This is a genomic window from Mycobacterium scrofulaceum (genome assembly GCF_001667885.1).
Taxonomy (GTDB): Bacteria; Actinomycetota; Actinomycetes; order Mycobacteriales; family Mycobacteriaceae; genus Mycobacterium; species Mycobacterium scrofulaceum_C.
Genome location: NZ_LZJW01000051.1, coordinates 1 through 25822, shown reverse-complemented (window position 1 = coordinate 25822; position 25822 = coordinate 1). Strand labels below are relative to the sequence as shown.

The following is a 25822-nucleotide window of genomic DNA, read 5'->3' as shown; positions in this document are numbered from 1 at the left end:
CGTGCCGAGACGATGCAGTGGGGGCACCTCCCACTTGCGGGGGACGCAGCGATGAGGAGGAGCGGCACCATATGACCACGTTGCAGTCCACCCTCGACCCGCGATCGGACGCCTACACCGACGCGGCCGCGACGGCGACCTCCCGGCTCGAGGAGATCGGCGCCGAACTCGCCAAAGCGCTTGCGGGCGGCGGGCCAAAGTACGTCGAGCGCCACCACGGCCGCGGCAAGCTGACCGCCCGGGAACGCATCGAGCTGCTCGTCGACCCCGACTCACCGTTCCTCGAGCTCAGCCCGCTCGCCGCCTACGGCAGCGCGTTCACCGTCGGCGCCAGCACCGTCACCGGCATCGGGGTGGTGTCCGGCGTTGAGTGCCTGATCGTCGCCAACGACCCGACCGTCAAGGGCGGCACCAGCAACCCGTGGACGCTGAAGAAGATCCTGCGCGCCAATCAGATCGCCTTCGAGAACCGGCTGCCCGTCATCTCGCTGGTCGAGTCCGGTGGTGCGGACCTGCCCACCCAGAAAGAGATCTTCATCCCGGGCGGGCGAATGTTCCGCGACCTCACCCGCCTGTCGGCGGCCGGCATCCCCACCGTCGCGCTGGTTTTCGGCAACTCCACCGCCGGCGGCGCCTACATTCCCGGCATGTCCGACCACGTGGTGATGATCAAGGAGCGTTCGAAGGTGTTCCTGGCCGGGCCGCCGCTGGTCAAGATGGCCACCGGCGAGGAATCCGACGACGAGTCGCTCGGCGGAGCCGAAATGCATTCCCGCGTCTCGGGTTTGGGCGACTACTTCGCCGTCGACGAGCTCGACGCCATCCGCATCGGGCGTCGCATCGTCGCCCGGCTGAACTGGCGCAAAGAGGGCCCCCAGCCCCGCCCCGTCGTGGACCCGTTGTTCGACCCCGAGGAGCTGATCGGCATTGTGCCCGCGGACCTGCGGGTCCCGTTCGACCCGCGCGAGGTGATCGCCCGCATCGTCGACGGCTCCGAATTCGACGAATTCAAGGCCATGTACGGCTCGTCGTTGGCGACCGGATGGGCCCGACTCCACGGTTATCCGCTGGGCATCCTGGCCAACGCGCGCGGCGTGCTATTCAGCGAGGAATCACAGAAGGCCACCCAATTCATCCAGCTGGCCAACCGCTCCAACACCCCACTGCTGTTCCTGCACAACACCACCGGCTACATGGTGGGTAAGGACTACGAGGAAGGCGGGATGATCAAGCACGGCTCGATGATGATCAACGCCGTCTCCAACTCGACGGTCCCGCACATCTCGCTGTTGATCGGCGCCTCCTACGGCGCCGGGCACTACGGCATGTGCGGCCGCGCCTACGACCCCCGGTTCCTGTTCGCCTGGCCCAGCGCCAAATCAGCCGTGATGGGCGGTGCTCAGCTTGCGGGCGTCTTGTCGATCGTGGCGCGGGCGGCCGCCGAAGCTCGCGGCCAGCAGGTCGACGAGGAAGCCGACGCCGCGATGCGGGCCGCCGTCGAGGGGCAGATCGAGGCCGAGTCGCTGCCGCTGGTGTTGTCCGGGATGCTTTACGACGACGGGGTGATCGACCCGCGCGACACCCGGACCGTGTTGGGAATGTGTCTATCCGCCATCGCCAATGGCCCGATCAAGGGGACGTCGAACTTCGGCGTCTTCCGGATGTGAGCCCCATGGTTACTCGTGTGCTGGTCGCCAACCGGGGCGAAATCGCCCGACGGGTCTTCGCCACGTGCCGGCGGCTGGGCCTGGGCACCGTCGCCGTCTACACCGATCCGGACGCCGACGCGCCGCACGTCGCGGAGGCCGACGCCCGGGTGCGGCTGCCCAACACCAACGACTACCTCAGCGCCGAGGCGATCATCGCGGCCGCCCACGCCGCCGGCGCCGACGCGGTCCATCCCGGCTACGGGTTCCTCTCGGAGAACGCCGATTTCGCGGCGGCGGTGCAGGGCGCCGGCCTGACGTGGATCGGGCCGCCGGTGGACGCGGTGCGGGCGATGGGTTCGAAAATCGAATCCAAGAAGCTGATGGCCGCCGCCGGGGTTCCGGTGCTCGACGAGCTCGACCCCGAGACGGTAACCCAGGCGCAGCTTCCGGTGCTGGTGAAGGCCTCCGCCGGCGGCGGTGGCCGGGGGATGCGGGTGGTGCGCGAATTGTCAGCGCTCGCCGGCGAAGTGGAAGCGGCCCGCCGTGAGGCGCAGTCCGCGTTCGGCGACCCGACCGTGTTCTGCGAGCGCTATCTGCCCACCGGGCACCACATCGAGGTTCAGGTCATGGCCGACGCCCACGGCACGGTGTGGGCCGTCGGGGAGCGGGAATGCTCCATTCAGCGCCGGCATCAGAAGATCATCGAGGAGGCCCCCTCCCCCCTGGTCGAGCGCATCCCGGGCATGCGGGCCAAGCTGTTCGACGCAGCCCGACTGGCCGCCGGGGCGATCGGCTACACGGGAGCCGGGACCGTCGAATTCCTCGCCGACGACGGCGGTGACTTCTACTTCCTGGAGATGAACACCCGCCTGCAGGTCGAGCACCCGGTGACCGAGGAGACCACCGGGCTCGACCTCGTCGAACTGCAGATCGCCGTCGCCGACGGCGACCGCCTCGACGCCGAACCCCCTGCCGGGCAAGGACATTCGATCGAGGCCCGCCTGTACGCGGAGGATCCCGCGCAGGGCTGGCAGCCGCAGGCCGGCCGCGTGCACCGTGTCGAGGTGCCGACGGTGCTGTCGCAGTTCGGCACGCTGGGGCGCCGGACCGGCATCCGGCTGGATTCGGGCATCGTCGCCGGGTCCACGGTGTCCATTCACTACGACCCGATGCTGGCGAAGGTCATCTCGTACGCGCCGACGCGCAGGCAGGCGGCGCTGGTGCTCGCCGACGCGCTCGCCCGCACCCGGCTGCACGGCTTGCGCACCAACCGCGAGCTGCTCGTCAACGTGCTGCGCCACCCCGCGTTTCTCGCCGGTGCCACCGACACCGCGTTCTTCGACACGCACGGCCTGCAGGAGCTTTCGGCCCCCCTGGCCGACGGCGCCACCGTCCGGATGTCGGCGATCGCTGCCGCGCTCGCCGACGCCGCGCACAACCGCGCATCCGCCCCCGTCCTGGGATCGCTGCCCAGCGGGTGGCGCAACCTGGCCTCCGGCTACCAGGCAAAGAGCTACCGCGACGCCGACGGCGGCGAGCACCGGGTCGAATACCGTTTCGGCAGAACGGGATTGCTGTTGGCGGATGACGAGGCGGTCCGGCTGATCTCGGCCACGCCGGACGAGGTGGTGCTCGCCGACGGCTCCGGGGTGGCGTGCGGCTTCACGGTCGCGCGATACGGCGACGACGTCTACATCGACTCGGCCCGCGGACCCGTCCATCTGGTCGCGCTGCCCCGCTTCCCAGAACCCGGCTCGGCCGTCGAACAAGGTTCGCTGGTAGCGCCCATGCCCGGCAACGTGATCCGGGTCGGGGCCGCGGTCGGTGACACCGTGGCCGCCGGGCAGGCGTTGATCTGGCTCGAGGCCATGAAGATGGAACACACCATCACCGCGCCGGCCGACGGCGTGCTCGTCGAACTCAACGTCAAGACCGGTCAGCAAGTCGAGGTGGGCGCCGTACTGGCAAGAGTGGAAGCGCCCCGAGCAGAAGGAGATCCCGCATGACCGACACCAGCTTCATCGAGAGCGAGGAGCGGCAGGCCCTGCGTAAGTCGGTGGCCGCCTGGGCCGCCAACTACGGCAGCGAGTACTACCTGAGGAAGGCACGCGCTCAGGAGCACACCGACGAATTGTGGTCGGAGGCGGGCAAGCTCGGCTTCCTCGGGGTGAACCTGCCCGAGGAGTACGGCGGCGGCGGCGCGGGCATGTACGAGCTGTCACTGGTGATGGAGGAAATGGCCGCGGCGGGCAGCGCGCTGCTGCTGATGGTGGTGTCGCCGGCCATCAACGGCACCATCATCAGCAAGTTCGGCACCGACGAGCAGAAGAAGCGCTGGATTCCCGGCATCGCCGACGGCACCCTGACGATGGCCTTCGCGATCACCGAGCCGGACGCGGGCTCCAACTCGCACAAGATCACCACGACCGCCCGGCGTGACGGCAGCGACTGGATCCTCAAGGGCCAGAAGGTGTACATCTCCGGCATCGACCAGGCGCAGGCCGTCCTCGTGGTGGGCCGCACCGAGGAGGCGAAGACCGGCAAGCTGCGCCCGGCGCTGTTCGTGGTGCCCACCGATGCTCCCGGATTCACCTACACGCCAATCGAAATGGAGCTGATCAGCCCCGAGCGGCAGTTCCAGGTCTTCCTCGACGATGTCCGGTTGCCGGCCGACGCGCTGGTGGGTTCGGAAGACGCCGCGATCGCGCAGCTGTTCGCGGGGCTGAACCCCGAGCGGATCATGGGCGCCGCCAGCTCGGTCGGAATGGGACGGTTCGCCCTGGAGAGGGCCGCCGACTACGTGAAGACCCGTCAGGTGTGGGGCACGCCGATCGGCGCGCACCAGGGGTTGTCGCATCCGTTGGCGCAGTGCCACATCGAGGTGCAGCTGGCCAAGCTGATGATGCAGAAGGCCGCCACGCTGTATGACAGCGGCGACGACGCGGGCGCGGCCGAGGCCGCCAACATGGCGAAATACGCTGCGGCCGAAGCAGCTACCCGCTCGGTCGACCAGGCCGTGCAGTCGATGGGCGGCAACGGGCTGACCAAGGAGTACGGCGTGGCCGCCATGCTGGCCTCGGCCAGGCTCGGGCGGATCGCCCCCGTCAGCCGGGAGATGGTGCTCAACTTCGTGGCGCAGACGTCGCTGGGTCTGCCCCGGTCGTACTGATGGAGACGCTGGTCGAGTACGCCGGTCCGGCCGATACCGCCGGGCGGTTCGCGCGGCTGACGCTGAATTCGCCCCACAACCGCAACGCGCTCTCGACCGCGCTCGTCGAGCAGCTGCATCAGGGCTTGCGCGACGCCGCGGCGGACACCGCCGTGCGCGCGGTGGTGCTCGGGCATGCCGGCAACACCTTCTGCGCCGGCGCGGATCTCAGTGAGGCCAGCGGTGGCGACCCCTTCGACATGGCAGTCGCCCGCGCCCGCGAATTGACGGCGGTGTTGCGGGCCATCGTCTCCTCACCCTTGCCGGTGATCGCCGCGATCAACGGGCATGTCCGCGCGGGCGGGTTCGGACTCGTCGGCGCGTGCGACATCGCCGTCGCCGGTCCGCGCAGCACCTTCGCGCTGACCGAGGCCCGCATCGGCGTCGCCCCGGCGATCATCTCGCTCACGCTGCTGCCGAAGCTCGCGCCGCGCGCCGCGGCGCGCTACTACCTGACCGGCGAGACCTTCGGCGCCGATGAGGCGGCGGCCGTCGGGCTCGTCACGATGGCGGCCGACGACGTCGACGCGGCGGTGGCGGGGTTGCTCGCCGACGTGGGCCGCGGTTCGCCCCAGGGGCTGGCCGCCTCGAAGGCGCTGACGACGGCGGCGGTGCTGGAGGGATTCGACCGCGACGCCGAACGCCTCGCCGAAGAATCGGCCCGCCTCTTCGTATCCGACGAGGCGCGCGAAGGCATGCTGGCGTTTTTGCAAAAGCGCGCCCCGAGCTGGGCAAGTTAGCCAGGTGTCAAACAATGGTCACCCGCGCTCGCCCGCCGGCGGGGCGCAAGGTTGCAGTTTGACCAATCCTCTTGCGGCAAGACCCGGACGTCGTAGGCTCGTGGGTAATGAGCAACTCTGCGCAACGCGATGCGAAGGACACGCGCGACGAATCGTCGCGCGCGGCCGACACTGATCGCATCCAGCTCGCGCAGTTGCTGGCCTACGCCGCCGAGCAGGGCCGGCTGCAGATGAAGGACTACGAAGACCGCCTGACCAGGGCGTACGCGGCGACCACGTACGAGGAACTGGATCAGCTGCGGGCCGATTTGCCGGGCTCACAGATCAACCCGCGGCGCGGCGCCAAGCCGAACCCGGCGCCCTCCACGCTGCTGCTGGCGCTGTTGAGCGGCTTCGAGCGGCGCGGCCGGTGGAACGTGCCCAAGAAGCTCACCACCTTCGCCCTATGGGGCAACGGCGTGGTGGATCTGCGCTACGCGGACTTCACCTCGACCGAGGTCGACATCCATGCGATGTCGATCATGGGGGCCACCAAGATTTTGCTGCCACCCGAAGTCAACGTCGAGATTCACGGCCGCGGCGTGATGGGCAACTTCGACCGCAGCGTCCTGGGCCAGGGCACGCCCGGCGCACCGAAGGTGAAGATTCGCGGCTTCTCGCTGTGGGGCGCCGTCGGCATCATCCGCAAGGCGCGCCGGCCGCGCGGCTAGCGTCAGCCGGGCACGTAGTCGAACTCGTCGGGGTTGGGCCCGTTCCTGCCCGCTTCACCCTTGTCCAGGGCTGAGATCGCGTCCATGTCCGAGTCGTCCAGCTCGAAGTCGAACAGCTCGAAGTTCTCCTTGACCCGTTCCGGGGTCACCGACTTGGGGAAGACGATGTCGCCGCGCTGAATGTGCCAGCGCAGCACCACCTGCGCCGCCGATTTGCCGCGCGCCTCGGCGATGCGGTTGATCACCGGATCGTCGAGCACCTTGCCCTGCGCGATCGGTGCCCACGCCTCGGTGGCGATGCCGTGCTCGCGCCCGTACGACCTAACCTCGGTGTTCTGAAAGTACGGATGCAGCTCGATCTGGTTGACCGACGGGACGGTGTCGGTTTCGTTGGCGAGCCGCTCCAGGTGTGCGACTTGGAAATTCGACACGCCGATGCTGCGGGCGCGCCCGTCCCGGGCGAACTCTTCGAAGACCTTCCAGGTCGACACGAAGTCACCGTCGTAGAGCGTGGGCAGCGGCCAGTGAATGAGAAACAGGTCGACGTAGTCGGAGTCCAAGGCCTTCAGCGTCTGGTCGAAGGCGCGGCGCGCGTCGTCGGGTTTGTGGAAGCCGTTGTTGAGCTTGCTGGTGACGAACACGTCGCCGCGGTCCAGCCCGGCGTCGCGAATGCCTTGTGCGACTTGCTTTTCGTTGCCGTACATTTCGGCGGTGTCGATGTGCCGGTAGCCGATCTCCAGCGCGGTCTTGACCGCCGCCGCGGTCTCGTCGGGCTTGATCTGGAACACGCCGAAACCGAGCTGCGGAATGCGCACACCGTCGTTGAGTTCGATCGTTGGAACCTTGCTCATGCATCTCCTCCTTCTGGGTCCCTGTACCCGCTGGGGCGGGCACCTATCCCTTGATCGGCGGCGGGCTAGCGGCGGCGAGACCGGAGGTAGTCACCCACCACCGCCGCGCCCAGGCCGTCGAGATCGGGCACCACGACGCGCCCCTCGACGCGCCGGGCGACTTGGTCGATGAAGCGGGCCAGGCCCGGGTCGCTGCCCAATCGGAAGATGGTGATCTGCGCGCCGAGGCGGGCCATGTCGTCGAAACCGCGCACCGTGTGGGCGATGGTCCGCGGGTGCGGCGGGTAATCGAAGAACACGGTCGTGCCGTCGCCGTCGAAGTCCTCCAAATGCGCGGTGGGCTCACCGTCGGTCACCACCAGCACGACGGGCTGCGCGTTGGGGTGCCGGCGCAGGTGCCGACCGGCCAGCGCCAGCGCGTGATGCAGGTTGGTGCCCTGCTCGTAGACGCCCTCGAGACCGGTCAGCTCGGCGGCGGTCACCGTGCGGGCGTAGCGGCCGAAGGCGATGATCTGCAGGGCGTCCGAACGAAATCGGGTGCACACCAGGTGGTTCAGCGCCAGCGCCGTCTGCTTCATCGGCAGCCAGCGATTCTCCATCACCATCGAGAACGAGGTGTCGACCAGCAACGCCACTGCGGCCTGGGTGCGCGTCTCGGTCTCGGAGACCTCGACGTCGTCGACGGTGATGTTCAGCGATCCGGCGGTGCCGTCCAGGGTGGCCGTTCCCGCTTGCCGCAGCACCGCGTTGGTCAGCGTGCGCGAGATGTTCCACGGCTCGGTGTCGCCAAATTGCCAGGGTCGGGTGGCGCCGGTCAGTTCGCCCGCCGCGCCCGCGCGCCGGTGGTCCCGCTCCCCGCGGCGGCCCGAAAGTTGTTGCGCCACATCCCGCAACGCCGTCTCGCCCAGCCTGCGCATGGCCTTCGGTGAGAGCCGCCACTGCCCGTCGGAACCCCGGTCCAAAAAGCCCTGATTGACCAGTGCGCGTTCCAGTTCGGCGAGCGTGCGGGCGTCGACGGCGGCCTGGTCGCCGAGTTGCCGTGCCAGCGCGTCGAGGTCGACGTCGTCCATGGTGGCGCCGGGGTAGCTCTGCGACAACTGCTCGGCCAGCTGCTCGAGCTCGGCGATGTCCGAAATCGCCTGGGTGCCCTCGCCCATCCCAAAGGGGTTGTCGCCGGAGAATTGCTCCGACCCCGTCCAGTCCTCCCCCGGCCGGGCGGCCTGCAGGTGCGCGTCAAGCCGGTTCAGGGCCTGCATCAGCGACGGGGACCCGAATGCCTGCTGCGCCAAGGCATCCAGCTCGGCGCGCTGGTCCGGGCTCAGGCTGTTGCGGAAGCGTTGCGCGGCCGCGGCACGCTTGGCCAGTGAGTCCAGCAGCTCGTCGACATTGCGGGGATTCTCCGGGAAGAACTCGCCGTGTTTGTCCATGAAGTCCTGGAAATCCTGCTGGGTGTCCTCACCGCGGGCGTGCTTGTCCAGCAGGTCGTTGAGGTCGTTCAACATGTCGTTGACCCGCTGACGATCCTCGTCGGTGGCGCCCTCGAGGGCCTCCTTCATGCCGGCGAAACGCTGATCCAGCATTTCCCGGCCGAGCAAATCCTTGATCTGGTCGTACTTTTGGCGCGCCTCGTTGCTGCGCCAGTTGTAATCGGAGAGCTCCTGAACGGCCTTGGCCGGAGACGACGGCAGGGCGTCGAGCTGCAGTTCGCCGAAGCGGGCGTCGTCGTCGAGCGCGCGCGCCAGCGCCTTGCGCTCGGCCAGCACCGCCTCGTCGAGCAGCTTCTTGATCTGCTGCAGGGTGCCGTCCAAGTTGTTGCGGCGCAACAACTCCCGCCGGCGCCGGTTCGCCTCGGCGGCCAGCCGGTCGGCGCCGGGCGTGTTCTTGGTGCCGCGGCGCAGCAACTCGGACAGCGCGCGGCGCGGCGACGTGCCCGCCATCACGTCCTGGCCGATCTGCTCGAGAGCCTCGCGCAGATCCACCGGCGGGGCCAGCGGGTCCGGCCCGCCGGTGTACGCCGAGTAGCGCGACGAATGCCCGTGTGACGATCGCAAGCGCGGCGAAGCCGGGCGCTGCGGGTCGTCACCATCGAACCTAGCCATAGACGGTTTGGCCCTCTCCGGACACCTTGTCGATTCGCTTGGCCAGATACAACGCCTCCAGGGCGAGTTCCAGCGCCGCGGCGCGCTCACCCTCGGACTGGGCGTTGACCTTCGCGGCGATCTTGTCCACCACCGGCAACGTGGGAACCGCGGCCAGCACGTCCTTGGCCGACACCCGCTCGCCGGTCGTGACCGCCGAACCGCCCTCGACGGCGGAGACCAAGGACCCGACGTCGATGCCGCCGAGCACCCGCGACGCGGTGTCGGCCGTCGCCCGGCGCAGCAGGTGCTCGAGCACCGCCTGCTCGCGGCCCTCCTCACCGGACTCGAATTCCAGCTTGCCGCGCAGCACGTCGATCACCGTGCCGAGGTCGACCACGCGCGCCACCGGATCGGTCTCCCCCAGCACCGCGCCGCGGTGCCGGGCGGCGGCGGCGACGGTCTCGGCCGCGGCGATCGCGAACCGCGCCGACACCCCGGAGCGTTGGTCGACCGAGTTGGATTCCCGCAAATAGCGGGCGAACCGGGCGATCACCTGCATCAGGTAGTCGGGAACCTGCGCGGACAGGTGCGCCTCCTGGACGATGACGCCGACCTCGGCGTCGAGCTCCAGCGGGTAGTGCGTGCGGATCTCCGCGCCGAACCGGTCCTTGAGCGGGGTGATGATGCGGCCGCGGTTGGTGTAGTCCTCGGGGTTGGCGCTGGCGACCACCAACACGTCCAGCGGCAGGCGCAAGGTGTACCCGCGAACCTGAATGTCGCGCTCCTCCATGACGTTGAGCATCGACACCTGGATGCGCTCGGCGAGGTCGGGCAGCTCGTTGACCGCGACGATGCCGCGGTGTGCGCGCGGGATCAGGCCGTAGGCGATGGTCTCGGGGTCTCCCAGGCTGCGGCCCTCGGCGACCTTGATCGGGTCGATGTCACCGACCAGGTCGGCGACGCTGGTGTCGGGGGTTGCCAGCTTCTCCGTGTAGCGCTCGCTGCGGTGCCGCCACTCGATCGGCAGGTCGCCGCCCAGGGTGGCGGCCTTGCGGATCGACTCCGGCGTGATCGGTGAGTAGGGATGCTCGCCCAATTCGGCGCCGGCGATCACCGGCGTCCACTCATCGAGCAGGCCGACCAGGGCGCGCAGCAGCCGCGTCTTGCCCTGACCGCGTTCGCCGAGCAGGACGAAGTCGTGTCCGGCGATGAGCGCCCGCTCCAGCTGGGGCAGGACGGTGTCGTCGAAACCCAGGATGCCCGGCCAGACCTCGTCTCCCTCGGCCAACGCGGTCAGCAGGTTTTCCCGAATTTCCTGTTTGACTCCCCGTTCGCGGTGACCGGCGGCACGCAGCTCACCAACGGTGCGGGGCAGATTGCTGGGTGATGGCACCACTCCACGCTACGCGTTGCGTGAATGACCCACGCGCTGAGCGTTCAGTGGGCGAAGTGGCGGGCGCCGGTGAGGTACAGCGTGACGCCGGCGTTGGCTGCCGCCGCCGTCACCTCGTCGTCGCGGACCGAGCCGCCGGGGTGCACGATCGCCTTGACCCCCGCGGCGGTCAGCGTCTCGAGTCCGTCGGGGAAGGGGAAGAACGCGTCGGAGGCCGCGACCGCGCCGCGCACCCGGTCGCCGCCTCTTTCGACGGCCAGCCGAGCGGCGTCGACGCGGTTGACCTGACCCATGCCGACGCCGATGGTGGCGCCGCCGCCGGCGATCACGATGGCGTTGGACTTGACCGCGCGGCACGCCCGCCAGGCGAAGACCAGGTCGGTCAGCGTGGCCGGATCGGCCGGCGACCCGGTAGCGAGGGTCCAGTTGGCGGGGTTGTCGCCGTGCGCGTCGAGCTCGTCACGTTGCTGGACCAGCAGCCCGCCGCTGATCGGCCGCAGTTCCGTGCCGCCCGTCAGCGGCTCGGAGGCCACCAGCACCCGGATGTTCTTCTTCCGCGTCAGGGCTTCCAACGCCTCCGGCGCGTAGGCCGGCGCGACGATGACCTCGGTGAAGATGGTGCTCACATACTCGGCCATCTCGAGGCTGACTTCGGTGTTGGCCGCGATGACCCCGCCGAAGGCGCTCAGCGGATCGCATTCGTGGGCCTTGCGATGCGCATCGGCCACCGACTCCGCCGAGATCGCGATCCCACAGGGGTTGGCGTGCTTGATGATCGCCACGCAGATCTGTTCGTGGTCGAAGGCGGCCCGCCACGCCGCGTCCGCGTCGGTGAAGTTGTTGTAGGACATCTCTTTTCCGTGCAGCTGCTCCGCCTGTGCCAGTCCCGGCCAGGCGCCGGGGTCGCTGTAGAGCGCCGCCTGCTGGTGCGGGTTCTCGCCGTAGCGCAGCATCGCCGATCGGGTCCAGCTGCGCCCCAACCACTTGGGGAACGCGGTCGGCGGGTGCTCGGGCGCCAGCGTCGACTCCATCCAGCCCGCCACGGCGATGTCGTACTCCGCGGTGTGCTGAAACGCCAGCGCCGCCAGCTTTTTCCGCTCGGCCAGGGTGAAGCCGCCGTGCCGCACCGCGGCGAGCACGCCGTCATAGCCGCGCGGGTCGACGACCACCGCCACGCTGGGATGGTTTTTCGCGGCCGCGCGCACCATCGACGGCCCGCCGATGTCGATCTGCTCGACGCACTCGTCGATGCTGGCGCCGGAGTCGACGGTCTCGCTGAACGGATACAGGTTGACGACGACGAGTTCGAAGGCGGCGACGCCGAGTTCCTCGAGCGCCGCGGCGTGCTCTGGTTTGCGGAGGTCCGCGAGCAGGCCGGCGTGCACCCGCGGGTGCAGGGTCTTGACCCGGCCGTCGAGCACCTCGGGAAAGCCGGTGAGTTCCTCCACCCGGGTGACCGGGATGCCTTTCTCGGCAATGGTCTTCGCCGTCGACCCGGTCGAAACGATTTCGACGCCGGCGTCCGTGAGTCCGCGGGCGAGGTCGACGAGGCCGGTCTTGTCGTAGACGCTGATCAACGCGCGGCGGATCGGTCTTTTCGCCGTCTCCGGCCAGTCGTCGGTGCTCATCGCGTGGTTGCCTTTCGTCCGATCGTCGCTGTTCTTCCGACCAGGGTCAGGCCTCCGGTCGCGATCTCGGCCACCACGTCGACCAGGAGCTTCCGTTCGGTGACCTTGATGCGCTCATGCAGGGTCTCTTCGCTGTCGCCGTCGAGCACCGGCACGGATTGCTGCGCCAGGATCGGCCCGGTGTCCGTCCCGGCGTCCACCAGATGCACCGTACAACCTGTGACCTTCACGCCGTAGGCCAACGCGTCGGCCACACCGTGCGCGCCCGGGAACGCCGGCAACAACGCCGGATGGGTGTTGATGATGCGTCCATAGAACCGCGAAAGAAACTGTGGTCCAAGTATTTTCATGAAGCCCGCCGACACCACCAGATCGGGCGAGTGCGCGGCGGTGGCTTCGGTGATGGCCGCGTCCCAGGCCGCGCGGTCGGGGTGCTCGCCGAGCCGGGCGGTGAACGTCGGCAACGCAGCCCGCGCGGCGATCTCGGTGGCCAGGCAGTCGCGGTCGGCGCCGACGGCGACCACGCGGGCCGGGTACTCGCCGACGGCGGCGTCGAGCAGGGAGCTCAGCAGCGACCCGGTGCCCGATGCCAGCACCACCACCCGTGCCGGCGCACTCGGGGGCACATGGAGCGGTTCGGCCACAAGCAGAGAGCCTAGTGGCAGCTACTCGTCGGGCTCGCGGTTGGTCGCGCTCGACCCCGCGTCGTCGGGCGGCGGCGCGCCGTCGTCGTCGTCGCTCATCGATGCGTCGTCGTCGCTGACCGGCGCGTCGTGCACCTCGGCGTCGTCGGGGTGGGCCGGCGCGTCGTCGTCGGGCTCGGCTGGCGGGTCTTCGAAAACCTCGGCAAAGTCCGCCGGTTCGGCCGCCGCGGCCGGCGCGGGCTTGCGCCGCCGGGGCCGGGCCCGGATCCCGCCGCTCATCACCAGCGTGATGCCGCCCACGACCGAGAACCAGAAGAACACCCCGATCAATAAGGCGCCCTGGTCGACGCCGACATCGCCGAAGTTGCCCAGCCGGCCGCTGCCGCCGTAGGCGAGCAGGCACATCGCCAGCGCGCCGGCGACCGATGCGACCAGGAGCTTGCCCATCGCCGGAAGCAGCGGCAACGCGCGTCGGGCGCATTGTTGCCCGACCGCCACCCCGGACGACGCACCGATGATGAGCAGGGCGACCCACACCGGCCCGAGCGGGGGCCTGGGTGTCGCGGCCAGGATCGGCAGCGCCGGGATGTCGCCGCCGAAGACGGTGAACGAGCTGAAGGTCGCGAAACCGAGATGAGCGCTCGACCCGACCGCCATCGCCGAGGTGCCGACGATGACGTTGGGCGCGTACAAGATCGACAACACCGTGAGGCTGAACTGGCCGAATATCGACTCGGTGATTCCGTACAGGTCCTGCATCGTCGCCCAATGCACCACCAGCGAGGCCGCGGTGACCAAGCCGGAGAGCCCGAACAGCGCCAACACCCCGGCGGACGCGGCCCGCAGCGCATCACCCAGCCACAACGGTAGGGGCGACGCCGCCAACGCCCGTCGTCCCGCCCGCGACCACACACCGAACGCGGCGCCGAGGGCGTGCACCACCAGCACGCTGGCGAACGCCCGCAGCGCGCTGGGGGTTTGCAGCTCGGTGATCACCGACGACGCGTCGTGAATGACCGCCAGGGCGATCGCGGCGATCAGCAGGGGCCCGCCGAGCGCCGACGCGACGACCCAGCGGATGACCAGCCACGAGGAATACGGCGAGATGGCGCGGGCCGTGCTGCGGGCGGTGGCCCAGATCATCAACAGCACCGGCAACAGCGGCAGCACGCCCAGCTCACGGCCGCCGATCGAGATCGGCACCTGGTGCACGCCGAGCCACATGCTCGCGATCGCGCCCAGCGCGCCGGTCATGTCGCTGTTGGCGATCAACAACTGCAGCAGCGTGACCGCGGCGATGATGACCAAGGCCACCACCGCGGGGCCGAACGCGACCCAGACAAGGTCGCGCGCCTGGCGAGCGCCCACAGGCCGGTTGTCCGCGCCTTCCGACACCCTTTTCACTCTCGGCGCACGTCCCGACTCAGGCGCGAGGGCGCACGGTTAGGCCGGCGCTGGACCAGACGGCGACGAGGGCGGCTGCTGCTCCTGGCCGTAGGACTGCTGGGCCCCGCCCTGGTTGGAGTAATTGGGAGCCGAACCCTCGGAACCCGAACCGGCCGCCGGCGGCGGGCTGAAGCTGGGGAAGCCGGTCGGCGGCGTGGACGGCCCCTGCTGCGCGGCCTGTTGCGGCCCCGATTGCGGCGCGGGCTGGGCACCGAAACCGCCGGTCGGAACGGCGCTTTGGGTCGGGGCCTGGCTGGGGTAACCGCCGTACTGCGACCCGTATCCGGGGTGCTGCGGGGACTGCTGCTGGCCGGGCTGACCGTAGTAGGGCTGCTGGCCGTACTGGCCGTACTGCCCGTACTGGCCGTACTGGGCGTAGGGGTCGTACTTCGGCCGCGGCGCCGGCGCCGTGATCACGCCCGCCTCCAGCAGGACGATGACGACGGCGGCGATCGCCTGCAACACCGCGCAAGCCACCAACGGCCACATCGCCCAGCCGATCGAGACGCCGGTGGGCAGGTTGATGGTCTCGGTGATGGCCAGCAACGCCCCCAGGACCGCGATGACCGCGACGATGCCGGCGTAGTTCTTGGCCTTGGGCACCAGGCTCAGGCCGGCGAGCAGTGCGGCCAGGACCGCAACGATGACCGCGGTGCCCGCGTCGCCGGCGCGGCCGCCGACGCCCGGGCCGAGGTCGGCGCCGATGGTGAACGTCGGCCCGAAGTTCAGCAGGTACACCGCCAGGCCGAGCACGACCACCGCGATGTTCAGGTAGAGCGGGAGCTTGGTGGCGCCGTCGTCGTCCTTGGTGAACGACGGAGTGGCGCCTGAGTAGGAGCCACCCTGCGGCGAGGGTTGGTATCCGGGGCTACCGGGCGAGTAGGTCATTGGCTCCTCCTGTTGCTTTGCCTGTGAAGTGCCTTTGCGGGCGCCACGGTTGCGTCGCGACGCTGTGCTTGCGGGCGCGCCGTTCCATAAACGCCGTGCCCGGCGGTTGCGTTGCGACGCGATCGACCAACCACGCTAGCGCACTTCGGAACGCCCGTGCCGTGGCCATCGGCTTGACCGTCATCCGTGCCGCGGGCCCTGCCCGGGAGGGCCGGCACGGGGGCAGCTTGCCCAGCGGAGGTAGAACACGTTCTAATTCTCCCCATGGATTACGGGCTTGTGCTTTTTACCAGCGACCGCGGCATCTCTCCGGCGTCGGCCGCGAAGCTTGCCGACGAACATGGCTTCACGACTTTCTACGTGCCAGAACACACGCACATCCCGATCAAGCGTGAGGCGGCGCACCCGACAACCGGCGACGCGTCGCTGCCCGACGACCGCTACATGCGGACGCTAGACCCATGGGTAAGTCTGGGCGCGGCGTGCGCCGTCACGTCGCGGGTCCGGCTGTCCACGGCCGTCGCGCTGCCCGTCGAACACGACCCGATCACGTTGGCGAAAAGCATTGCCACCCTCGACCATCTGTCCGGCGGGCGGGTCAGCCTCGGCGTCGGGTTCGGCTGGAACACCGACGAGCTCGCCGACCACGGCGTGCCGCCGGCGCGGCGCCGCACGATGCTGCGCGAATACATCGAAGCCATGCGCGAGCTGTGGACCAAAGAGGAAGCCGCCTACGACGGCGAGTTCGTCAAGTTCGGGCCCAGCTGGGCGTGGCCCAAGCCGGTCCAGCCGCACGTCCCGGTGCTGGTGGGCGCCGCCGGAACCGAGAAGAACTTCAAATGGATCGCCCGCAGCGCCGACGGCTGGATAACCACCCCGCGCGACTTCCAGATCGACGAGCCGGTCAAGTTGTTGCAGGACACCTGGGCGGCCGCCGGCCGCGACGGCGCCCCGCAGATCGTGGCGCTGGACTTCAAGCCGATCCCCGAGAAGCTGGCCAAGTGGGCCGAGCTGGGGGTGACCGAGGTGCTGTTCGGCCTGCCGGACAAGTCCGAGGACGAGGTCGCCGCCTACGTCGAGCGGCTGGCGGGCAAGCTGGCCGCCCTGGTTTAGGCTTCGCGATCCGCGAGACTTAAGCCACGGCGACCGCCCGCGGCGTGTCGTGTGCGTGGTTTAAGTGTCGTGAAGCGGTCGGCGCGAATTCAGACCAGCGTGCAGCGGTTGCCGTAGTCGAAGGAGCGCACCCGCACCCGGTGCCCCAGCGGGTCGCCGTCGATCAGCAGCGCGATCAATTCGTCGTCTTCGGTGGTGGACAGGAACCGGCTGCCGTCGTCCAGCCGGCCGATGATGATCCCGGTCGGGCGCCCGTCGTCACGGCGCACCGTGTAAGTCTCGACGGTGCCGACACCGTCGGCCTGTTCGGTCACCGTCTCGGTCGGCCAGTCGGCGACCTGCTTCTGCGCCTGCGCGCTGCGGTCGGGCTGCCATTCCACCGGGCTGGTGGAATAGATGCCGACGGAGTACTTGCTCAGGATCCCGCCGTTGGCGCCGACGAGGCCGAATTCGCCTGGCATCTTTCGCATTTGCGCGACGGTCTCGGCGACGGCGTGCATCGAATAGTTGTTGCCCGCCCCGCCGAAGAACGGCAGCCCGCCGGTCAGGGTCAGGCCGCGCGGATCGTCGGGCGCGATCCCCATGCCATCGCAGATGTTGAACACGGGCACCGGAAAGCAGCTGTAGAGATCGAACGCGGCGACGTCGTCGATGCCGATGCCGGCCATCGCCAGCGCCTCCCGCACGGCCAGCAGGTGCGACGGCGCGTGTCCGAGACCGGGGCGCTGCAGCAGCGACTGCTCCTCGATGTCGGCGTGGCCGTGCAGGTACACCCAGTTCTCTTCGGACACCCCGAGCCGGCGGGCCGCGTCAACCGACATCAGTAGCGCGGCCGCGCCCTGGTTCACCTGGTCGCGGGCGACCATCAGCCGCGGGTACGGCTCCGCGATCATCCGGTTGCTGTCCGTCACGGTGATCAGCTCGTCGACCGTGCGCTCCACCGGCGCGGCGGCGAACGGATTGCTGGCAGCGATTTTGGTGAAGGGCGCGAAGAGCTCACCCATCCGCCGGCGATACTCCGCCGGCCCGAGCCCGGTGCCGGCCCGTCGCGCATTCTCCAGCAGCGCGTACTGGATCGGCGCGCTGGTCAGCCCGTGAATGACGGTGTAGCGCGAGACCAGCTTTTCGATGCCCTGCCCGCGGTCCTCCAGATCCCCGTCGACCGTCTCGGTGAAGTCGGGTTTCGCTTCGGCTTTCGCGAAGTAGCGCAGGGTCGACGTCGCATCCGAACCGAACACCATCGCGACCTGGGAGCGGCCCGCGGCGATCTCCCCGGCCAGCTCGCTGATCAGGTGCTGGGGGCCCTGGCCGCCGACGATCTCCAGGATCGCGCGCGCGGGTGAGGCGCCGATGCGGTTGGCCACCGACCGCGGGTAGTTGTTGGACCGGCCCAGCGGAGCGTTGATGATGCCGGAGATCTCGAACTGCCGGACACCGGCCACGGTGTCGATGGCCGCGGCGGCCTCCTCGGCGCCGCAGTCGTCGAGGGCGGCCCGGGCCGCCGCGGCCGCCAGCTCCACGGGCGACATCCCGCGGTAGGTCGGGTCGTCGATGCGCTCGGCGGCCTGCCCCACGCCGACGACGACGGGGGTGTTCGGGTCGAGATTCATAGACCCACTATCTACCGCAGGTCCGGCTCAGCGCCTAATCGGGGTGCCACGGGCGGATGGTGGCGACCCGCATCGCCCCGCTACAGGCTCTGCAGGATCTCCCGCGCCAGGGCCGCCGTCTCCGACGGCGTCTTGCCCACCTTGACGCCGGCCGCCTCCAGGGCTTCCTTCTTGGCGGCCGCGGTGCCCGACGAGCCGGACACGATGGCACCGGCGTGGCCCATCGTCTTGCCTTCCGGCGCGGTGAATCCCGCGACGTAGCCGACGACCGGCTTGGAGACGTTGGCCTTGATGTAGTCGGCCGCGCGCTCCTCGGCGTCGCCGCCGATCTCGCCGATCATCACGATGATCTTGGTGTCGGGGTCCTTCTCGAACGCCTCGATGGCATCGATGTGCGTCGTCCCGATCACCGGGTCACCGCCGATGCCGATCGACGTGGTGAACCCGAAATCGCGCAGCTCGTACATCATTTGGTAGGTCAGGGTGCCCGACTTGGACACCAGGCCGACCGGCCCCGGGCCGGTGATGTTGGCCGGGGTGATGCCCGCCAGCGCCTCGCCCGGCGTGATGATGCCCGGACAGTTCGGCCCGATGATGCGGGTCTTCTGCCCCTTGTCGACGTTGTAGGCCCACGCATAAGCGGTGTCCTGCACCGGAATTCCCTCGGTGATGACCACGAGCAGCGGGATCTCGGCGTCGATGGCCTCGATGATCGCGTCCTTGGCGAACTTCGGCGGGACGAAGACGACGGACACGTCGGCACCGGTCTCCTTCATCGCCTCCGCGACAGTGGCGAACACGGGCAGCTCGACGTCCTTGCCGACCGGGTCGACGTGCGAGACGGTGGTGCCCGCCTTGCGGGCGTTCACCCCGCCCACCACCTGGGTGCCCGCCTTCAGCATGAGCGCGGTGTGCTTGGTGCCCTCGCCGCCGGTGATGCCCTGGACGATGACCTTGGAATCCTTGTTCAGGAAGATCGACATGTCTTGGCTCCCTTACTTGTTCGCCAGCTCGGCGGCTTTGTCGGCTCCGGCGTCCATCGTGTCGGCCTGGATCACCAGCGGGTGGTTGGCCTGGGCCAGGATGCGCCGGCCTTCGTCGACGTTGTTGCCGTCCAGTCGCACGACGAGCGGCTTGTTGGCCTCGTCACCGAGCATGTTGAGCGCGGTCACGATGCCGTTGGCGACGGCGTCGCACGAGGTGATGCCGCCGAACACGTTCACGAACACGCTCTTGACCTGCTTGTCGTTGAGGATGACGTCGAGGCCGGCGGCCATCACCTCGGCAGAGGCGCCACCGCCGATGTCGAGGAAGTTGGCCGGCTTGACCCCGCCGTGCTTCTCGCCGGCGTAGGCGACGACGTCGAGGGTGGACATGACCAGGCCCGCGCCGTTGCCGATGATGCCGACCGCGCCGTCCAGCTTGACGTAGTTGAGGTCGTGCTCCTTGGCCTTGAGCTCGAGCGGGTCGGTGGCGTCGCGGTCCTCGAACTCGGCGTGGCCGGGCTGGCGGAAGTCGGCGTTGGCGTCCAGGGTGACCTTGCCGTCCAGCGCCAGGATCTGGTCGTCGGGGGTGCGCACCAACGGGTTGACCTCGACCAGGGTGGCGTCCTCGGCGACGAAGAGCTCCCACAGCTTGGAGATGGTGTTCGCGGCGGCGTCGAGCACCTCGGCAGGCAGGTGGCCCTTCTCGGCGATGGAACGCGCGGTCGCCAGGTCGACACCCTTGACGGCGTTCACCGGCACCTTGGCCAGCCGCTCGGGCTTGGTGGCGGCGACCTCCTCGATTTCCATACCGCCCTCGACCGAGCACATGGCCAGGTAGGTGCGGTTGGCGCGGTCCAGCAGGAAGGAGATGTAGTACTCCTCGGCGATGTCACTGGCCTCCGCGACCAGCAGCTTCTTGACGACGTGACCCTTGATGTCGAGGCCGAGGATGTTCTTGGCGTGCTCGTAGGCGTCGTCGGGGGTGGCCGCGTACTTGACGCCGCCCGCCTTGCCGCGTCCGCCGACCTTCACCTGCGCCTTGACCATCACGGGAGCGCCGACCTCGGTCGCGATTTCCTTTGCGCCCTCGGCGGTGTCGGTCACCCGCCCCGGCGTGGTCGGTACGTTGTGCTTGACGAACAATTCTTTGGCTTGATACTCGAAAAGGTCCATGGACTCTCTGTCTTCGCTCGACTCAACTGCTAGGCCTCTTGGTGGGCGGTGCCGCGATCGGCAACTCGCACGGACGAACTGTATCCACTGGCCAACCGCCACTTTCCGGCGCGTCCGGCGATGTGGCACAGCTCACGGCCTAGCGGCATACCCGGTCCGTGACCCAAATCACAATTTCGCCGGGATTGCGCGACGAGGTTGCCAGTTCCGCGAGTTAGCGGATACCGTCTCAGGGTCCAGATAACGTTATGGTCACGATACGAGGACATTTCAGCTTGTCCCAGCACCGTTTGGCTCCTTCTACTGCTGAAACAGCAGGTGTGGTGAGGGTTGGTCGCGCTGCGGGCGGCCGGGGTACCGAGCCTCATCGCAACGAAGTCACCGAAATCCTCCCGCTCGACGGCTTCGATTTCGACGACCTGGATTGGCGCGACGAGGTCAGCGATCTTGGCGACCTCGACTACAGCAACGACTCCACCTTCGACAACGAAGCGCAGGTGTTGCTGGCCCCCGAGCTCGACGACCTGAACGAGGCCGACGACCCGACGCCGCTGTGGCTGGCCGCGCCCGTTACCGAGGTGCTGCCGCGGGTGGTCATCCAACCCGCCGCTGAGCCGCGCCCCCGTCGCGTGCACACCACCGATGTCGTCGCCGTCGCCCGGCACGGCGGAGCGCATCGCAAGGAGCCCACGAGCGCCGCGCGGGGTCGCCTGCTGATCTCGGCGATGGCCGCCGGCGCGGCCGCCGCTGCGGCGCACACCGCGACCAGCCACGCCGATACGCCCAAGACCGAGGCCGTGCTGACCGCGAACGCGTCGGCGCTCACCGGCGGCTCGGCCAACAACACCATCCGCGGCGCCCAGGTGGTCGCGCTCCAGCCGGCGGCGACCGCCGCGGTGCACAACCAAGAGCTCGCCAAGGGCGTCGCGTTCGCCAACGACCGTGCCCAGCGTGAGGCGCGGTTGCAGCAGCCGCTCTACGTGATGCCGACGAAGGGCATCTTCACCTCCAACTTCGGTTACCGCTGGGGGGTGCTGCACGCCGGCATCGACCTGGCGAACTCGATCGGGACACCGATCTACGCGGTGTCCGACGGCGTCGTCATCGACTCGGGCCCCGCCGCCGGCTACGGCATGCTGGTGAAGCTGCGCCATGCCGACGGCACGGTCACCCTCTACGGCCACATCAACACCACGCTGGTCAGCGTCGGCCAGCGCGTGATGGCCGGTGACCAGATCGCCACCATGGGTAACCGGGGTAACTCCACCGGCCCTCACCTGCACTTCGAGGTGCTCCAGGGGGGCACCGAACGAATCGATCCCGTCCCGTGGCTCGCTAAGCGGGGTCTTATGGTGGGTAACTACGCTGGTTGAGGTGACCGCGCCTAACCAACCACCCCCCGGTCCGCAATCGCCCGAATCCGCGTCGCCGTCGGACTCCAAGACCCGGATCATCCGCCGGGCGCCCACCGGTCCTGTGCCGATAGCGCCGGAAACCCCGACCACCCACATTCCCGCACCGCCGCCGTCTTACCCGGGCCCGTCTCGGGCGGCGGTGCGAGGAACTCCAGGTGCGCCGGCCGACGGGCCGAGCGACCGGACGGCCGTCGCAGCCTGCGCCGTCAGCATCGTCAGCGGGTGGGCCACCTCGGTGGTGGCGACCGACCTGGTCACCGGCTGGTGGCGGTCCGACCGGCTCTTCTGCATCGCGGTCGCGTTCCTGGCCCTGGTGTTCGCCGTGACCACGGTCTCGGGCGTGATCATGCTGCTGCAGCACCGGCCGTTCGGCCGCTACCTCATCGTGGTCGGCGCGGTCGTCGCGGTCCTGACCTACCTGGGTGTGTTCATCGCCGGCGCCCGCGTGGCGTGGATCGTGCATCTGCTGCCGCTGCTGCCGATCGCCAGCGTGGTGCTGGCCATGCACCCGCGCACCAAACGCTGGCTGGAGGCCTGACCCGCCACCGGCCCGGCGAGAAGCGATAGGCGACTCCGGAATCTGATATCACCCGCGATATCAAATCCGCCGACCGCCTCATGGTCGGCAGACCACCCCGTAGCCGCGGCTAGAGCTTGCTGATCGGCGCGTGGTTGTGCATGAGCTTGACCCGCCCCGCACTGCCGAAGTCGATGAGCGACATGGCCGATTCGCCGACGCCGGACACTTCCTCGACGCGCCCGAGCCCGTACTTGTCGTGGGTCACCCGGTCACCGGGCTCGAGCACCAGCAGCGGCCGCTTGGCCGCGCCCGAGCGGGTTGGGGCCGCGCGCGGCGTACCAAACCGGCCGGCGCCGCTCACCGGCGCGCTGAACGACGGCGCCGGCGCGGTGCGCCGCCACTCGATCAGTTCCTGCGGAACCTCGCGCAGGAAGCGCGATTCCGGGTTCAGCATCGGCTGCCCCCAGGACGATCGGACGATGGCCCTGCTCAGATACAGGCGCTGACGGGCGCGGGTGATACCGACGTAGGCCAGCCGCCGCTCCTCGGACAGCTCCATCGGGTCATCGAGCGCCCGCATGTGCGGGAACATGCCGTCCTCCCAGCCGGTGACGAACACCACCGGGAACTCCAACCCCTTGGCGGTGTGCAACGTCATCAGGGTGACCATGCCGGCGCCGTCGTCGGGGATTTCGTCGCTGTCGGAGACCAGGGAGACCCGCTCCAGAAACTCCGCCAGCACACCGGTGTCCGGGACGTCCTCGTCGTCCGGGGCCTGCAGCGAATCGTCCAGCGCGGCGGCGTTGGCCCGGTCGGTGCTGAATTCGTGTGCCACGCTGACGAGTTCGTTGAGGTTGTCCAGCCGGGCCAGGTCCTGCGGATCGGTGGAGGACTCCAGCTCGCGGCGGTAGCCGGTGCGTTCCAGGACCGACTCGACCAGATCGCCGAGATCCTCGTCGAGGCGGCCCCTGAGCTCGTCGAGCAGTTCGACAAAGCCCGCGATCGCCTTCTCCGCGCGCGAATTGAGCATCGGCACTTTGCCTTCGGCGGCGGCCACCAACGCGTCGTTGAAGCTCGCGCCGGTGTTCTCGGCGTAGACCGCCACGCAGGCCTCGGCGCGATCACCGATGCCCCGGCGCGGGGTGTTGAGGATGCGGCGCATGCTGACCGCGTCGCCCGGGTTGTCCAGCACCCGCAGATAGGCGACGATGTCGCGGATCTCCTTGCGCTCGTAAAAGCGCACTCCCCCAACGACTTTGTAGGGAATGCCGGCGCGGATGAACACCTCTTCGAACGACCTCGAGGAGTTGTTGGTCCGATAGAACACTGCGACGTCGTTGTAGGTGATTTCGCCACGATCGGCGAGCGCATCGATTTCCTCGGCCACGAACCTGGCCTCGTCGTGCTCATTGTCCGCGACGTAGCCCACGATCAGCTCACCCGCACCGGCGTCGGTCCACAGCCGCTTCTCGCGGCGCCCGGAGTTGCGGGCGATCACCGAGTTGGCCGCCGACAGGATGTTTTGCGTCGAGCGGTAATTCTGTTCCAGCAGAATGGTCGTCGCGTCCGGGTAGTCGCGCTCGAAGTCCTCGATGTTGCGGATGGTGGCGCCGCGGAAGGCGTAGATCGACTGGTCGGCGTCACCCACCACGCACAATTCCGCCGGGGGCACGTCATCGGCCGAATCGGTGACGTCGTGACCGACAAGTTCGCGCACCAGCACGTACTGGGCGTGGTTGGTGTCCTGGTACTCGTCGACCAGGACATGACGGAACCGGCGGCGGTAATGCTGGGCGATCTGCGGGAAGGCCCGCAGCACCGCGACGGTCTCACCGATCAGGTCGTCGAAGTCCAGGGCATTGGCCGCCCGCAGCCGCCGCTGGTATTCGCCGTATACGGAGGCCACGGTGCGAACCAGGTCGTCGGAGTCATCCGTCAGCTTGGCCACCGCCTCGGCCGGGTCGATCAGCTCGTTCTTCAGGTTGGAAATGGCGTTGGCCAGCAGCCGCGGCGAGTAGCGCTTGATGTCGAGCCCCATGTCGCGCCCGATCATCTGCAGCAGGCGGCGGGAGTCGTCGGCGTCGTAAATCGAGAAGTTGGAGTTGAGGCCTTCGATCAACGACGCCTGGTTGCGCAGGATGCGCACACAGGTCGAGTGGAAGGTGGACACCCACATGGCGCGAGCCCGGTTGCCGACCAGCCGCACCACGCGTTCGCGCATCTCGGCGGCGGCCTTGTTGGTGAACGTGATGGCCAGGATCTGACCCACCCCGACACCGCGGGCCGCGATCAGGTAGGCGATGCGCCGCGTCAAGACCGCGGTCTTGCCCGAGCCGGCCCCCGCGACGATCAGCAGCGGCGAGCCCTCGTGCACCACCGCCTGGCGCTGTTGCGGGTTGAGGCCTTCGAGCAGTTGATCTGCCTCGGAGGCCAGATTGGCATCGGATACATACACACTCATGTTGGTCCAAACTTACCGCCGCCCACCGACGCAACGCGTCCAGGCGTCAGACCAGGCTAGTGCCCCGGCCGCCGCGAGCCGGCCAAATCCACGCCGAGAAAAAGGGTGTTTCGCAATCCAATACGCGACTCCATTCGGAGTGAAGAATAATTCCACCCACGTCTAAAAGCGGTCGATTACCGGGCCGGAATTTGCGTCAAATCAATGCCTCGGAAAACCCATTGGCGCTCAATTACCCCCGCCGTTAATCCAATCCACACCGGTGAGCAACCATGGCCCGGCGCCGGCTCAATCGAGGCCCGCGCGGCGACCCGAGGCGTGATGGCCAGTTCACGCCGACGTTTTTGCGCCGAAGCGGATTTAAGTGGCACACTCGTTTAGTGCTCAACGCGCAGTGCCGTCGGCAGTCCACCACCCCGAACTGCCGCCGATTTTTCTACGGGTACCGGTTCGCGGTCCCCGTGGTCTAGCTGCTTTGGTCAGAGCCCCGTGGTCCGCTTCCTCAAGACCGGGGCTCGTCTCTTTGTGAGGCCCGAAACCGGATGAGACCACAACCCCCACATCCCGAGAATGCGGAGTTAGCAGAGATGAAGGTTGAGACGGTGGAACCCCCACAGACGGCCGACGCCGAAGAGATGAGCATTGACGACCTGCGCCACGAGATCGACCGGTTGGACGCCGAGATCCTGGCCGCGGTGAAGCGGCGCACCGAGGTGTCTCAGGCGATCGGCAAGGTCCGGATGGCATCCGGCGGCACCCGGCTCGTGCACAGCCGCGAGATGAAGGTCATCGAGCGCTACAGCGAGCTCGGTCCCGACGGCAAGGACCTCGCGATCCTGCTGCTGCGGTTGGGCAGGGGCCGGCTCGGCCACTGAGGTCGCCAGTCGCCCGATGGTGACGGCCCGCACCGCCCGGCCTTCGCCGCGCTTGGCCTGGCTGGGTCGCCGCGCATCCGATTAGGGTCGAAGTATGACCTCCGTGCAAAGCCTCCCCGACATCACCGCAACCCCAGCGTGGGAAGCCCTGCGCAGGCATCACGAACAAATCAGCGCGACGCATCTGCGCCAGTTCTTCGACGAGGATCCCGACCGCGGCCGCGAACTCACCGTCTCGGTCGGCGACCTCTACATCGACTACAGCAAACACCGCATCACCCGAGAAACGCTGCGGCTGCTCATCGATCTGGCGCGCACGGCTAACCTCGAAGAGCGTCGCGACCAGATGTTTGCCGGCGTGCACGTCCTCGACGACGTTGTGGCCGTCGACGATCAGCTCGGCGTCGCGGGGCAGTCGCAGCGCGGTGTGC

General features: G+C 68.6%; 20 protein-coding genes and 1 pseudogene. 10 read left to right on the top strand and 11 right to left on the bottom strand.

Annotation, left to right across the window (positions count from 1 at the left end; all coding sequences use genetic code 11):
• Positions 1 to 71 precede the first annotated feature (71 nt).
• The 5 genes from A5681_RS06845 (at position 72) to A5681_RS06825 (ending at position 6307) form a co-directional block, all read left to right on the top strand.
• Positions 72 to 1667 carry an acyl-CoA carboxylase subunit beta gene (locus tag A5681_RS06845; protein WP_067271134.1) on the top strand — a complete coding sequence of 532 codons (1596 nt, stop codon included), beginning with the start codon at positions 72 to 74 and terminating at the stop codon, positions 1665 to 1667.
• 5 nt (positions 1668 to 1672) lie between these two features.
• Positions 1673 to 3655: an acetyl/propionyl/methylcrotonyl-CoA carboxylase subunit alpha gene (locus A5681_RS06840; RefSeq protein ID WP_067271131.1), complete on the top strand. Its 1983-nt coding sequence runs from the start codon at positions 1673 to 1675 to the stop codon at positions 3653 to 3655.
• Positions 3652 to 4818 (top strand): acyl-CoA dehydrogenase family protein, encoded by a 1167-nt coding sequence (locus A5681_RS06835; RefSeq protein ID WP_067271128.1) that lies wholly within the window; start codon positions 3652 to 3654, stop codon positions 4816 to 4818. Before A5681_RS06840 ends, A5681_RS06835 begins: the two co-directional genes overlap by 4 nt.
• A complete protein-coding gene (locus A5681_RS06830; RefSeq protein ID WP_067271124.1) occupies positions 4818 to 5597 on the top strand; it encodes an enoyl-CoA hydratase family protein in 780 nt (259 codons plus the stop codon). The genes A5681_RS06835 and A5681_RS06830 overlap by 1 nt, the downstream gene beginning before the upstream one ends.
• Positions 5598 to 5704: 107 nt before the next feature.
• Complete coding sequence (locus A5681_RS06825; protein WP_067271121.1) at positions 5705 to 6307, top strand: DUF1707 SHOCT-like domain-containing protein; 603 nt, start codon at positions 5705 to 5707, stop codon at positions 6305 to 6307.
• Positions 6308 to 6309: 2 nt separating this feature from the next.
• On the opposite strand, the gene A5681_RS06820 is transcribed toward A5681_RS06825, so the two are convergent.
• From A5681_RS06820 to A5681_RS06790, 7 genes are all read right to left on the bottom strand, one after another.
• Positions 6310 to 7158, bottom strand: a complete 849-nt coding sequence (locus tag A5681_RS06820; protein WP_067271118.1) for an aldo/keto reductase — start codon at positions 7156 to 7158, stop codon at positions 6310 to 6312.
• Positions 7159 to 7223: 65 nt separating this feature from the next.
• On the bottom strand, positions 7224 to 9257 hold the full coding sequence (locus tag A5681_RS06815) for a vWA domain-containing protein (RefSeq protein WP_067271114.1): 2034 nt from the start codon (positions 9255 to 9257) through the stop codon (positions 7224 to 7226).
• Positions 9250 to 10635 (bottom strand): ATP-binding protein, encoded by a 1386-nt coding sequence (locus A5681_RS06810; protein ID WP_067271111.1) that lies wholly within the window; start codon positions 10633 to 10635, stop codon positions 9250 to 9252. The genes A5681_RS06815 and A5681_RS06810 overlap by 8 nt, the downstream gene beginning before the upstream one ends.
• Positions 10636 to 10676: 41 nt before the next feature.
• Positions 10677 to 12260: a bifunctional phosphoribosylaminoimidazolecarboxamide formyltransferase/IMP cyclohydrolase gene (gene purH, locus A5681_RS06805; RefSeq protein ID WP_067271108.1), complete on the bottom strand. Its 1584-nt coding sequence runs from the start codon at positions 12258 to 12260 to the stop codon at positions 10677 to 10679.
• Positions 12257 to 12904 carry a phosphoribosylglycinamide formyltransferase gene (gene purN, locus A5681_RS06800; protein WP_067271105.1) on the bottom strand — a complete coding sequence of 216 codons (648 nt, stop codon included), beginning with the start codon at positions 12902 to 12904 and terminating at the stop codon, positions 12257 to 12259. The genes purH and purN overlap by 4 nt, the downstream gene beginning before the upstream one ends.
• A gap of 21 nt (positions 12905 to 12925) precedes the next feature.
• The gene (locus A5681_RS06795) at positions 12926 to 14308 is read right to left on the bottom strand and encodes a DUF6350 family protein (RefSeq protein WP_067271101.1); all 1383 of its coding nucleotides are present in this window, start codon (positions 14306 to 14308) and stop codon (positions 12926 to 12928) included.
• Between the two features lie 39 nt (positions 14309 to 14347).
• Positions 14348 to 15238: a DUF5336 domain-containing protein gene (locus A5681_RS06790; protein WP_067271098.1), complete on the bottom strand. Its 891-nt coding sequence runs from the start codon at positions 15236 to 15238 to the stop codon at positions 14348 to 14350.
• A gap of 264 nt (positions 15239 to 15502) precedes the next feature.
• Between A5681_RS06790 and A5681_RS06785 the strand changes: the two genes are divergently transcribed.
• Positions 15503 to 16351: an LLM class F420-dependent oxidoreductase gene (locus A5681_RS06785; protein WP_067271096.1), complete on the top strand. Its 849-nt coding sequence runs from the start codon at positions 15503 to 15505 to the stop codon at positions 16349 to 16351.
• 89 nt (positions 16352 to 16440) lie between these two features.
• On the opposite strand, the gene A5681_RS06780 is transcribed toward A5681_RS06785, so the two are convergent.
• The 3 genes from A5681_RS06780 to sucC form a co-directional block, all read right to left on the bottom strand.
• Complete coding sequence (locus tag A5681_RS06780; RefSeq protein ID WP_067271093.1) at positions 16441 to 17961, bottom strand: acetyl-CoA acetyltransferase; 1521 nt, start codon at positions 17959 to 17961, stop codon at positions 16441 to 16443.
• A gap of 80 nt (positions 17962 to 18041) precedes the next feature.
• Positions 18042 to 18944: a succinate--CoA ligase subunit alpha gene (gene sucD / locus A5681_RS06775; RefSeq protein WP_067271090.1), complete on the bottom strand. Its 903-nt coding sequence runs from the start codon at positions 18942 to 18944 to the stop codon at positions 18042 to 18044.
• 12 nt (positions 18945 to 18956) lie between these two features.
• Positions 18957 to 20120, bottom strand: coding sequence for an ADP-forming succinate--CoA ligase subunit beta (sucC, locus tag A5681_RS06770; protein ID WP_067271087.1), 1164 nt, complete (start codon positions 20118 to 20120; stop codon positions 18957 to 18959).
• A gap of 323 nt (positions 20121 to 20443) precedes the next feature.
• On the opposite strand from sucC, the gene A5681_RS06765 reads away from it, so the two are divergent.
• Positions 20444 to 21493, top strand: coding sequence for a M23 family metallopeptidase (locus tag A5681_RS06765; protein WP_067271163.1), 1050 nt, complete (start codon positions 20444 to 20446; stop codon positions 21491 to 21493).
• A 1-nt stretch (position 21494) separates the two neighbouring features.
• Positions 21495 to 22073, top strand: coding sequence for a hypothetical protein (locus A5681_RS06760; protein WP_067271084.1), 579 nt, complete (start codon positions 21495 to 21497; stop codon positions 22071 to 22073).
• A 109-nt stretch (positions 22074 to 22182) separates the two neighbouring features.
• Here A5681_RS06760 and pcrA read toward each other — a convergent pair whose 3' ends face one another.
• The gene (pcrA, locus tag A5681_RS06755) at positions 22183 to 24516 is read right to left on the bottom strand and encodes a DNA helicase PcrA (protein WP_067271070.1); all 2334 of its coding nucleotides are present in this window, start codon (positions 24514 to 24516) and stop codon (positions 22183 to 22185) included.
• A gap of 542 nt (positions 24517 to 25058) precedes the next feature.
• Between pcrA and A5681_RS06750 the strand changes: the two genes are divergently transcribed.
• Both A5681_RS06750 and A5681_RS06745 read left to right on the top strand, forming a co-directional pair.
• Positions 25059 to 25391 (top strand): chorismate mutase, encoded by a 333-nt coding sequence (locus A5681_RS06750; RefSeq protein ID WP_082968224.1) that lies wholly within the window; start codon positions 25059 to 25061, stop codon positions 25389 to 25391.
• A gap of 94 nt (positions 25392 to 25485) precedes the next feature.
• Positions 25486 to 25822 (top strand): annotated as a pseudogene (locus A5681_RS06745) (hypothetical protein); the annotation flags it as partial.